We start from the raw sequence: 12,454 nt of genomic DNA, 5'->3' as shown, positions 1-12,454 counted from the left end.
AATTAACAATCATCATAATATGAAAAAAATTAAAGTACTCGCACTCGCACTTATTTGTGCCGTCTTCTCTCCGGCTAAAGCCGATGAAGGGATGTGGTTGCTCCAACTCATGCAGGAGCAGAACCTTGCCGACCGAATGAAAGCGCAAGGCTTGAAAATGGATATCGCGGCTATCTACAACCCAGACCAGATTACCTTGAAGGATGCAGTGGGAATTTTCGGACGTGGATGCACAGGCGAAATCATTTCTCCCAACGGACTGATTCTGACCAACCATCACTGTGGCTACGATGCCATCCAACAGCATAGTTCCGTGGAACATGATTACCTGACCGACGGATTCTGGGCAAAGAGCTATCAGGAAGAACTGCCGACTCCGGGATTAACCTTCAAGTTTGTGGACCGCATCGTAGATGTAACCGATAAGGTAAACGAGGACATCCAAAAAGGAAAGGTCAGCGAAACGGAATCTTTCGGAAGCAAATACCTCAAGAAACTGGCAGATGAAGGGCTGAAAAAAAGTGACCTGAAAGGGAAACCCGGTATCTCTACACTGGCTCTTCCTTTCTATGCAGGAAACAAATTCTACCTGTTCTTCATCAAGACTTACAGCGACGTCCGTATGGTAGCTGCTCCCCCTTCATCTATCGGTAAGTTCGGTGGAGAAACCGACAACTGGATGTGGCCGCGTCACACCGGCGACTTCTCCATGTTCCGTATCTACGCCGACAAAGACGGAAATCCGGCTGCATACAGCAAGGACAATGTACCTTTGAAGGTCAAGAAACACCTGACGATTTCGTTGAAGGGACTGCAGGAAGGCGACTATGCCATGATCATGGGATTCCCCGGAAGCACCAGCCGTTACCTGACTGAAAGTGAGGTACGTCTGCGCATGGAAGGTACCAACATTCCGCGTATCACGGTGCGTGAAGCCCGCCAGGATATCCTCCGCAAGGAAATGGCAGCCAGCGACAAGGTCCGTATCCAGTATGCCAGCAAGTTTGCCGGTTCCAGCAACTACTGGAAAAACTCCATCGGAATGAACAAGGCCATCGTAGACAACCACGTGTTGGAAGCAAAGGCTGAACAGGAAGCAAAATTCGCCGCTTTTGCCAAAGAAAAACAGAATGAGGACTATGCAGCAGTAGTCGGCAAAATCGATGAGTACGTAAAACGTGTGACTCCGCTCCGTACCCAGCTGACGTATTTCACCGAAACTTTCAGAGGGGGCATCGAATTTACACACAGCTCCAAGATGGAAGCTTTGCAGGATCTGGCTGCCGCACTGAAAAAGAACAAGAAAAAAGACATTGAAAAAGCTATCGCTACCCTGAAGGAAGCCTACGCCGATATCCACAACAAGGATTATGACCACGAAGTAGACCGGAAAGTAGCGAAAGTCCTGATTCCGCTGTATGCCGAAAAAGTACCGGCAGAAGCCCTGCCTGATTTCTATCAGACCATCAAGACGACTTTCAAAGGCGATTACAATGCGTATGTAGATGCCCTCTACGATAACAGCATCTTTGCCAACGAAAAGAATTTCAATGCGTTCATCGAAAATCCCACTGCAGAAGCTATCCAGAACGATTTGTCGGCTGAATATGCCAATGCTGTCAGCAAGAAATACAAGGAACTGGCCGACAAGCTGGACAAGGCGAACGGCGACATCGACCTGCTGCACAAAACCTATGTACGCGGTCTTTGCGAAATGTACGCACCGACTCCGAAAGCTCCGGATGCCAACTTCACCATCCGTCTGACTTACGGTAACGTGAAATCTTATGACCCGAAAGACGGTGTACACTACAAATACTACACGACCCTGAAAGGCGTGATGGAAAAAGAAGACCCGAACAATCCGGAATTCGTGGTACCGGCCAAACTGAAAGAGCTGTATGCCACCAAGAACTACGGACGTTATGCCTTGCCGAACGGCGAAATGCCGACCTGCTTCCTGACCACCAACGACATTACCGGCGGTAACTCAGGTTCTCCGGTGATGAACGGCAACGGGGAACTGATCGGAGCGGCTTTCGACGGTAACTGGGAATCACTTTCCGGCGACATCAACTTCGACAACAATCTCCAGCGCTGTATCGCCGTAGACATCCGCTACGTGCTGTTCATCGTGGAAAAACTGGGAGGTTGCAAGAACCTGATTGACGAAATGACCATCGTAGAATAATGAAACATAAGTTTTTACTCACTTTATTTGCCACATTCACCCTCGCCGCCCATGCGGACGAGGGAATGTGGATGCTGACCGACCTGAAGCAGCAGAATGCAGCTGTGATGCAGGATTTGGGGTTGGATATTGCCATCGACAAGGTGTACAGTCCGGATAATATCAGCCTGAAGGACGCCGTAGTACACTTTGGAGGAGGATGTACGGGAGAAGTCATTTCTTCCGAAGGACTGGTACTGACCAACCACCACTGTGGATACGGATATATCCAACAGCACAGCTCGGTGGAACATGACTACCTGACCGACGGCTTCTGGGCCATGACGCGGGAGCAGGAACTTCCTTGCGAAGGACTGAACGTGACCTTCATCGACCGGATACTCGACGTGACGGAATACGTACAGAAACAGCTGAAGAAGTCCAAAGACCCGGACGGAACGAATTATCTTTCCCCGTCTTTCCTGGCGGGAGTGGCCGAAAAGTTTGCCAAGAAAGAACACATCCGTACCGATGCGTTTACCACATTGGAACTGAAACCGTTCTACGGGTCCAACAAATATTACCTGTTTGTCAAGACCTCCTACAAGGACGTGCGTATGGTGGGAGCTCCTCCCTCTTCCATCGGAAAATTCGGGGCAGACACCGACAACTGGATGTGGCCACGCCACTGCGGGGATTTCTCTATCTTCCGTATCTATGCCAGCAAGGACGGAAAACCGGCCGAATACAGTGCGGACAACGTACCTTTGAAAGTCAAGAAACACATCGCCATCAACCTGAAAGGAGTGAAAGAAGGTGACTTTACTTTCGTGATGGGATTTCCGGGACGCAACTGGCGCTACATGATCAGCGACGAAGTGGAAGAACGTATGCAGACTACCAACTTCATGCGCGACACCATCCGCGGCGTACGCTTGCGGGTGTTGGGCGAAGAAATGGCCAAGGACGCGCACACGCGCATCCAATATGCAGCCAAGTATGCGTCATCGGCCAATTACTGGAAGAATGCCATCGGCATGAACGAGGGACTGGTACGTCTGAAGGTGCTCGACCGCAAGAAACGGGAACAGCAGCAACTGCTAGCCTTCGGAGATTCCATCGGCAACGACAGCTACCGGAAAGCCTACGAAACTATCCAGCAGATTGTAGCACAGCGTCATGAGGCAGTCTACCACCAGCAGGCTATTTACGAAGCTTTGATGCTAGGCACGGAATTCTATAAGGTTCCTGATACGGAAGCATTGAAAGCGGCTCTGGAAAGCCAGAAGCAGGAAGACATTGACGAGGCCGTGGCCGACCTGAGAGAAGCCGGGAAGAAGTTCTTCAACAAGGACTACAGTCCGGAAGTCGACCGCAAGGTATCCAAGCAACTCATTGCCTTGTATGCCCGTCTGATACCGGCCGCACAACGGATTGACATTTTCCAGACCATCGACAAGGACTTCCAGGGCAATACAGATGCCTTTGTAGACGCTTGTTTTAACCAGTCTATCTTCAGAAGCCCGGAAGCACTGGAAGCCTTTCTGGCAAATCCGGATGCAGCCCAACTGGAGAACGACCTGATGGTGAAATACGCCGCTTCCGTACGAGACGGTTACCAGGCAACCAGCGAGGCCATGCAGGAAGAGACCAATGCTTACAATGCGGCCCACAAGACCTGGGTGGCAGGTATGCTGCAACTGAAAAAGGCACACGGACAGCCTATCTATCCGGATGCCAACTCTACCTTGCGTCTGACTTACGGCAAAATCGGTTCCTACGAACCGGCCGACGGAAAAGAATACCTGTATTATACGACCCTGAAAGGGGTGATGGAAAAAGAAGACCCGAACAACCCGGAATTTGTGGTTCCGGCCAAACTGAAAGAACTGTATGAAAAGAAAGACTTCGGTCCCTACGCCATGCCCGACGGACGTATGCCGGTCTGCTTTGCCACTGCTACCGACAACACGGGCGGTAACTCAGGCTCTCCGGTCTTCAACGCTCAAGGGGAACTCATCGGTACAGGCTTCGACCGCAACTATGAAGGCTTGACGGGCGACATCGCCTACAACCCTCAGCTGCAACGGGCTGCCTGCGTGGACATCCGCTACACGCTGTTCATCATCGACAAGTTTGCGGGTGCAGGCCATCTGCTTAAGGAAATGACCATTATCCGATAATTCGATTCACCAAAAAGGGGGTGTGTCAAAACTCATTTTTTGAAAATATGAACTTATAATTTGAAATTTGAGCATTCTAAAAGACTAAAGAAAAGGCCGTATCATTACTCAATACAGAGTTTGATACGACCCTTTTAATATTATAGTTACAATCTGTAACTTTAAAAAGTAGTCATTTTAGTTTTGACACACCCTCTTTTTGGTATCAAGCTTGTGCGTCGCTTTCTTCCTCCAAAATCTTCTTGATTTCCGCATCGGCTTTATACAATTTGTTCTTACAGAACTTTATCAGTTTCTGGGCCTCCTGCAAATATTCGCCCAACTGGTCAATGTCCAGTTCATTGCTTTCAATACGGGCCACGATTTCCTCCAGGCGCTTCATGGCCTCTGAATAGGTTTCTTTCTTTGCTGCCATATCATTGTTTCATTTGATTACTTTACTTCTGAATCGCCCCTTTGCCAGACGGGTCTCCACTTCATCCCCCGGTTTCAGCAAGGAAGCGTCTGTCACTGCTTTTCCATTCAGCAAGGTAAGACTGTACCCTTTCTTCAACAAGACTTCCGGCGAAGCGGAAGACACCCGTTGCGCCAGCAGTTCCAGCCGATGCGTTTCGCGCTGCACCCGGTTCTGCAAGGCAGAAAGTACACGAGGCATCAGCTGCAAACGGTAGTTTTCCTGCAACAAGCGCGACTGCCAAGCCGTCTTTATCCGGTTCTGGAAGCGCTCCTGCCGGAAGGTCTCCCGCTGCAACCGCATCTGCACCTTCCCGGGAATACGCGTGACAAAACCTTCCAGCCGTTGCTTTTCTTGTTGCAACAAGCGGGGAACTTCCTCATAAATAATTTCTTCGTATCCTTCCAGTTCCTGTGCCGTCTGCCGCAGGTGATTAATCAGGAATTCGGCAGCTGCCGTCGGAGTCTTCACACGGGTATGGGCTATCAGGTCCAATACGGTATCGTCACGTTCATGCCCGATTCCGGTAATGATGGGAAGCGGGAACTGGGCACAGTTCGCGGCCAGCTCGTAAGTGTCGAAGCCGGAAAGGTCGGAAGTGGCTCCTCCCCCTCGGATGATGACCACCACATCCCAAAGATCGCGCGTGGCATTGATACGGTCGAGAGCCTGAATGATGGACTGCTCCACCTGCTCTCCCTGCATGACCGCCTGAAAAAGACAAGGATAAAACACAAAGCCGAAGGCATTATGCTGTAACTGATTGCAGAAATCGCCATACCCCGCAGCCGTAGCCGATGAAATTACGGCAATCCGCTGGGCAAGTACCGGCAGTTCCAGTTCTTTATTGAGTGTCAGGATACCCTCTTCGTCCAGCTGACGCAGAATTTCCTTGCGGCGGCGTACCATATCGCCCAACGTATAAGTAGGGTCGATGTTGACTACCGTCAACGAATAACCATACAGTTCATGAAAATCGACTGTGACTTTGACCAGCACTTTCAGTCCGGACACAAAAGCCTGTCCGGTTTCCCGTTCAAAATACGCCCGCAATCTGGTAAATACGTTCGCCCATATAATTCCCCGAGCCTTGGCCAGCAGGGCATTGCCTGTGGCATCTTTCTGCACGAACTCCAGGTAGCAATGCCCGGAATAGTTCACGCGTACATCGCTCAGTTCCGCCTGCACCCAATATTCATCCGGCAAGCAGGAGGTGATACTCCTCCTGACCAGTGAATTCAGCTCCAGCAAAGACAAAGGTTTATTTTCCATCGTTTCCGCTCTTCAGTTTCAATCCCAGCTGGTAGGCTTTCCAGATATCCGTCACTCCATAACCGAAAATATTGTCCGGATAGGCATTACGGTCGCTGGCTTCATGCACAATCTCAATCAACTGACGAACGGTAAGCCAAGGACAAGCCTCCCACAAACAAGCCACCAGTCCACAGAATACAGGCGAAGCAAACGACGTACCGTTGGCAAAGGAAGTCCCCCCGTCGATACCCACAACGGCCGAATGAACCCCCATTGCCATGACATCCGGCTTGACACGCCCGTCGGCCGTATTGCCAATGGAAGAAAATGGAGCATTCACTCCCATATTGTCTATCGCCCCGATGGTCAGAATGTCCTCTGCATCTGCCGGAGGCGTTATTTTTTTCCAGGCATCCATACCGGAATTTCCGGCACTGCACACCACCAACAATCCTTTCCTGGCCGCATACGAAGCAGAAGCCGCCATCAAGGAAGTATGTCCATCGAGTTCCCGATAAGTATAATTGTCAACCGGATCGTCAAAAGAGTAATATCCCAGTGAAGTGTTCACGATATCCACTCCCACACTGTCGGCAAATTCAATGGCAGCCGCCCAATTATCCTCTTCCACCGGTTGTTCCGTATCATTATCCTCACTCCGCAACAGCCAGTAACTTGCCTCGGGAGCAGTCCCGACCATTACATGAGGCATATTGGCTGCCATGCAGGAAAGCACTTTCATGCCATGATTGTGCTCTCCATAAATATCCGAATCAGGATTTACAAAATCATGCGTACCCAAAATGGAGGTCTTACGGAAGATTTTCATGGCATCCACATTGTAGAATCCCGCATCAATCACGGCAATCTGCATGCCTTGTCCCTTGAAACCCGCCAGGTGCAAGCTGTCTCCATTGTGCATTTTAATCTGTTCGGAAGCCATTCCATAATAATCCTCCTGTTTTTTCCACTGATTCTTTACCAGCTCCTTCCGTCCCGTTCCCCGCGCAGGAATGGAATCCGGAGAGACCCAGACTTTCTTTACGGAACGTACGAAAGGATTGTCGAGGAAACGAAGGGCCACCGATTCATCGGGCACTTCCATCAGTACCGTATTGTTCCATTTGCTGGACGACACATACTGTCCCCCCTGCTCTTTCAAACGGTCGATATACACCTGGCAGACAGGCAAATCGGTCGAATCGACGGCCAATCCCTGATGCGCCCGACGCGCCAATGCCCGTGAGGACAAAAACTCCTCCGGATGTTCCAAAGAATAAACGGTCTTTTTCTTGTCCGTAAGCTGGACCCGATATTTATACATCGTCTCTGCTGAAGCGCTCCCCAAGCAGGCCAACAGGCAAAAGAATAATCCTACTCTATTCACATTCATCCACATAGCGTTTATTTTTGAAGCGCAAAGATACACAAAGTTTTCCCTGATTCCGGAAAAAGACTTACCTTTGCGCGATTTTTTAGGGAATCTAAAGATTTCTGGATAACAATTAATAAGAAAAAGAATAAGAGAGTATGACGTCACAAAAAGGAACAGCCACCGAGCTGGGAACAGAAAGAATTGGAAAACTATTGATGCAATATGCCATCCCAGCCATCATTGCCATGACTGCCTCCTCCCTCTACAACATGGTAGACAGTATTTTCATCGGACACGGAGTCGGGCCATTGGCTATCTCCGGACTGGCCATCACCTTTCCGCTGATGAACCTGGCCGCCGCTTTCGGCTCACTGGTAGGAGTCGGCGCTTCCACACTTATCTCAGTCAAACTGGGACAGAAGGATTATGCTACCGCCCAGCAGATTCTGGGAAATGTGGTTTCACTCAACCTGATTATCGGGATACTGTTCACCCTTGTCTGCCTGCTGTTTCTGGACCCGATTCTGTATTTCTTCGGGGCCAGCGATGCCACCCTTCCTTATGCCAGAGACTACATGATTACCATCCTTTTGGGAAATGTCATTACCCACATGTACTTGGGACTGAACTCCGTATTGCGTTCGGCCGGACATCCGCAAAAGGCCATGGCAGCCACTATCCTGACCGTGGTCATCAATACGCTGCTGGACCCTCTGTTCATCTATACCTTCCACATGGGAATCCGTGGTGCTGCCATAGCCACGGTACTGGCTCAGGTTATTTCCTTATGCTGGCTTATCAAAATTTTCTGTAACAAGAATGAACTTCTGCATCTGAAAAGAGGGATTTATCGGCTCAAAATGACGCTGGTGGAAAACATCATCGGTATCGGACTGGCTCCCTTCTTCATGAACCTGGCTTCCTGCTTCATCGTCATCCTTATCAACAAGGGATTAAAGTTGTATGACGGGGATTTGGCCATCGGCGCGTTTGGCATTGTCAACCGTATTGTATTTTTATTTGTCATGATTGTGATGGGACTGAACCAAGGCATGCAACCCATTGCCGGCTATAATTTCGGCGCCCAGCACTACCATCGGGTGAACCAAGTCATGAAATATACCGTCATTGCCGCCACCATTGTGACCACCACCGGCTTCCTCGTGGGAGAACTGATGCCGGAACTGGCCGTATCGGCCTTTACAACGGATACACAGCTCATACAGCTGAGCGCAAAAGGATTGCAAGTGGTCGTCCTGTTTTTCCCCATCATCGGTTTTCAGATGGTGACCTCCAACTTCTTCCAGAGTATCGGCATGGCCAAGAAAGCCATCATCCTTTCCCTGAGCCGACAGGTACTGATTCTGATTCCCTGCCTGCTGATTCTTCCTCTCTTTTGGGGAGTAAAAGGCGTGTGGTACAGCATGCCGATTTCGGATATTACAGCCAGTATCATTGCCGGAACCATGCTCTATGCGCAGTTCAAACAATTCAAGCAACAACATGCAGCCCAATCCAATCGCTGACGAAAATAAAAGATAAAAAAGTCGCATTTTTCCGTAGAATGATTTATATTTGCTTTATATCAAACTAAAGAAGTTACACTATGGACGGACATTATGTGATTAATCTCGGACGTCAGCTGGGAAGTGGCGGAAAAGAGATTGGTGAGAAACTGGCGAATGAACTAGGCATAGCTTTTTATGATAAGGAATTGATTAACCTGGCTTCGGAGGAAAGCGGACTCTGCAAGGAATTTTTCGAGAAAGCAGACGAAAAAGCCTCTCAGACGATTTTGGGAGGATTGTTCGGCACGCGGTTCCCGTTCATCACGGAGGGAGCCTATCCCTACAATTCCTACTTGAGCAACGACTCTCTGTTCAAGATTCAGAGTGATGTCATCCGTCAGCTGGCTGAAAAGCAATCGTGCCTGTTTGTCGGACGCTGCGCGGATTATATTCTCCGCGACCACCCGCGATGTGCCAATGTCTTTGTTTCGGCCTCTCCCGAAGCCCGTATCGAACGACTGATGAAACTGCACCACATCAGTGCCGAAGATGCAGAAGACTTGATGGAAAAAGCCGACAAGAAACGTTCGTCTTACTACAATTATTACAGTTACAAGACATGGGGAGCGGCAGCTACTTATCATTTATGTATTGACTCCTCCGTATTGGGTATTGACGGCACCGTAGAGTTCATCAAGAAATTTGTGACCCTGAAGCTTCATCTTTAAAAAGAAAAAAACATAACCTAAAAAGGAAGGGACCGTTCATTTTCATTTGAATAGTCCCTTCCTTTTTTCATCAGCCCAACCGCTACTATTCAGACAGTTGCAAAAGCTGAGTCTATGATATGCCGTCAGCTCAGTACTTCCTTTAAAGTACTGGAGTACTCTCCTGAAAGTACTGCAGTACTTCTTAGGCAGTACTAAAGTACTTCCAAGGAAATACTGAGAACTTACTCTTATCCTAATCTGCGTCCGAACAATTACTGCTTCATCAGGTAAGCCTTGAAAGCCGCAAAATCTTTTGACATCGGTATGCTCTGTTTGGTTCCTTTCATAAAGGCCTGAAGTTTTTCCGGTATTTTTACCTCTACACCGATGATACCTTCTACGGTCTGCAAGAATTTGGCCGGATGAGCGGTCTCCAGGAATACACCCACTTCGCCCTCCTTCAGTTCTTCCGCTAAAGCCCGGTATCCACATGCCCCATGGGGATCCAGCAGATAACCCGTTTCTTCATACACCTTCTGTACCGTTTCCCGAATCTGGTCATCGGTATAGGTTTCTCCACTGATTTCGGAAGCGATGGCCTCATGGCTGCCGTCGTACAAATCCAATACACGGGCAAAGTTACTTGGGTCGCCCACATCCATGGCATTGGCAATCGTAGCCACAGAAGGACGTGGATTATATTTCCCTGTCTTCAGGTACTGATAGAATATGTCATTCCGGTTATTGGCGGCAATGAAACGCTTCACGGGGAGTCCCATGCGCTTGCCAAACAACCCGGCAGTGATATTCCCGAAATTTCCACTCGGTACACAGACTACCAAATTGTCGGCTTTACCGATTTTCTTCATCTGCGCATAGGCATAGAAATAATAAAATGCCTGAGGCAAGAAACGGGCCACATTAATGGAGTTGGCGGAAGTGAGCTGCATGTGTTCGTTCAATTCCTTATCCATGAACGCACTCTTCACCAGTGCCTGGCAATCATCGAACGTACCGTCCACCTCAATGGCCGTAATATTATGTCCGAGGGTAGTAAACTGCTTTTCCTGAATCTCGCTGACTTTTCCCTTCGGGTAGAGCACATATACATGGATACCTTCTACTCCCAGAAAACCGTTTGCCACGGCACTTCCCGTATCACCCGAAGTGGCCACCAGCACATTGACCTGTTTTTTCCCTTCCTTGCGAATAAAATACCCCAGCAGACGCGCCATAAAACGACCGCCTACATCCTTAAACGCCAGCGTCGGTCCATGAAACAGCTCCAAAGAATAAATATTATCTTTCACCTTCACTGCCGGCACATCGAAATTCAAGGTATCATATACAATCTGTTTCAGAGTCTCTGCAGGTACATCTTCTCCAAAGAAGGCATCGGCCACCTTATAAGCTATCTCAGGGAAAGAAAGCGTATCAATCTCGTCAAAAAAAGACTGCGGCAATGCCTTTATCTCGCGAGGCATATACAAGCCCTTATCAGAAGCCAGTCCTCTCACTACAGCCTCTTCCAAAGTAGCGTCCAGCGCTTTTCCGTTTGTACTGTAATACTTCATATTGCAATTTGTTACTGAATGTGCATAAATAAATTCATAAACTCGTCTTTTTCCATCAAGCCGTAACCGCCCTCCTTACAGCTTACTTCATCGTACGTCTGCACGGAATCGGGCACAATACCCGGATAATAAATCAAAAACGGTATAGGCTCATTGGTATGTGTCCGCAACTCACAAGGCGTAGGATGGTCTGGAAGAACCGCCATGGCGACAGGTTCATCCCATTGTTTCACCGCCTCATAGACAGGTCCCACAATCCGACGGTCCAGGTTTTCAATCGTCTGCAACTTCAACGGCACATCTCCTTCATGTCCGGCCTCATCGCTGGCCTCCACATGCAGATACACAAAGTCATCGGTTTTCAAGGCTTCAATGGCTGCCTGGGCCTTTCCTTCATAATTGGTATTGTACAGTCCGGTAGCTCCTTCCACTTCAATGCAACGCAATCCGGCGTAACGTCCGATACCCCGAATCAAATCGACTGCCGTAATGACCGCTCCTTTATGAATGGACGGATATTTCTCGGCCAAGGGTTCCATCTGCGGACGGTATCCCGGACTCCACGGCCAGATGCTATTGGCCGGGTCCTTTCCTTCTGCCACCCGTTTCAGATTGACCGGATGAGTGGGCAGCAACTGTTGTGACTTCAAAATCAAATCATTCAACAAATCGGCTGTTTCCTGTGCTTCCGGACACAAAGCCTTCACCAAATTCGGGCGGAAAGGCTGCAAAGGGATATCATGCGGAGGCACACAAGCCAGCCGTTTGTCTCCTCCTTTTATCACCAGCAGATGACGATACTGCACACCGGTATAGAAATGAATACGGTCGGAGCCCAGTTTTTCATCCAGGAAACGAATCAGCTCATCGGCTTCCTCGGTCGTGATATGCCCGGCAGAATGGTTCTTCAAAATATCTCCTTCCACACAGACGATGTTACACCGCATGGCCATGTCCCCTTCCTGAAGGTCTACTCCGATACTAGCAGCTTCCAGCACCCCACGGCCTTCGTAAACCTTGGGCAGGTCATATCCCATTACCGACATATTGGCCACCTCACTCCCAGGATGAAATCCGTCGGCTACGGTCTTCAACATACCCGTACGTCCCATGCGTGCCAGTTTGTCCATATAAGGAGTCTGTGCATACTGCAACAGGGTCTTTCCTCCCAGCGACGGAACAGCCCAGTCGGCCATGCCGTCGCCCAATATAATAAGATGTTTCAT

Annotated in this window: 9 protein-coding genes; 4 read left to right on the top strand and 5 right to left on the bottom strand. The window is 49.2% G+C overall.

Translation table 11 applies throughout. The annotated features are described in order from the left end of the window. Positions 1–19 precede the first annotated feature (19 nt). On the top strand, positions 20–2,191 hold the full coding sequence (locus OIM59_RS03320; protein ID WP_303895046.1) for a S46 family peptidase: 2,172 nt from the start codon (positions 20–22) through the stop codon (positions 2,189–2,191). Continuing rightward, the gene (locus tag OIM59_RS03315) at positions 2,191–4,353 is read left to right on the top strand and encodes a S46 family peptidase (RefSeq protein WP_303895044.1); all 2,163 of its coding nucleotides are present in this window, start codon (positions 2,191–2,193) and stop codon (positions 4,351–4,353) included. The genes OIM59_RS03320 and OIM59_RS03315 overlap by 1 nt, the downstream gene beginning before the upstream one ends. A 205-nt stretch (positions 4,354–4,558) precedes the next feature. On the opposite strand, the gene xseB is transcribed toward OIM59_RS03315, so the two are convergent. The 3 genes from xseB to OIM59_RS03300 are packed head-to-tail and all read right to left on the bottom strand — an operon-like array spanning position 4,559 to position 7,454. Beyond that, positions 4,559–4,768, bottom strand: coding sequence for an exodeoxyribonuclease VII small subunit (gene xseB / locus OIM59_RS03310; protein WP_022353962.1), 210 nt, complete (start codon positions 4,766–4,768; stop codon positions 4,559–4,561). Positions 4,769–4,777: 9 nt separating this feature from the next. Beyond that, complete coding sequence (gene xseA, locus OIM59_RS03305) at positions 4,778–6,079, bottom strand: exodeoxyribonuclease VII large subunit (protein ID WP_303895040.1); 1,302 nt, start codon at positions 6,077–6,079, stop codon at positions 4,778–4,780. Beyond that, positions 6,069–7,454 carry a S8 family serine peptidase gene (locus OIM59_RS03300; protein WP_303895036.1) on the bottom strand — a complete coding sequence of 462 codons (1,386 nt, stop codon included), beginning with the start codon at positions 7,452–7,454 and terminating at the stop codon, positions 6,069–6,071. Before OIM59_RS03300 ends, xseA begins: the two co-directional genes overlap by 11 nt. Positions 7,455–7,591: 137 nt before the next feature. Between OIM59_RS03300 and OIM59_RS03295 the strand changes: the two genes are divergently transcribed. Next, positions 7,592–8,962: an MATE family efflux transporter gene (locus OIM59_RS03295; protein WP_299173859.1), complete on the top strand. Its 1,371-nt coding sequence runs from the start codon at positions 7,592–7,594 to the stop codon at positions 8,960–8,962. 80 nt (positions 8,963–9,042) lie between these two features. Further along, positions 9,043–9,672: an AAA family ATPase gene (locus OIM59_RS03290; protein WP_022353958.1), complete on the top strand. Its 630-nt coding sequence runs from the start codon at positions 9,043–9,045 to the stop codon at positions 9,670–9,672. Between the two features lie 254 nt (positions 9,673–9,926). Here the strand turns inward: OIM59_RS03290 and thrC are convergent, their stop codons facing one another. Next, positions 9,927–11,228, bottom strand: coding sequence for a threonine synthase (gene thrC, locus OIM59_RS03285; RefSeq protein WP_072541958.1), 1,302 nt, complete (start codon positions 11,226–11,228; stop codon positions 9,927–9,929). Between the two features lie 11 nt (positions 11,229–11,239). Next, positions 11,240–12,454: a cofactor-independent phosphoglycerate mutase gene (locus OIM59_RS03280; RefSeq protein ID WP_303895030.1), complete on the bottom strand. Its 1,215-nt coding sequence runs from the start codon at positions 12,452–12,454 to the stop codon at positions 11,240–11,242.

The organism is Bacteroides mediterraneensis, from assembly GCF_025993685.1.
GTDB classification, from domain to species: Bacteria; Bacteroidota; Bacteroidia; order Bacteroidales; family Bacteroidaceae; genus Phocaeicola; species Phocaeicola mediterraneensis_A.
This window is presented reverse-complemented; position numbering and strand designations above follow the sequence as displayed.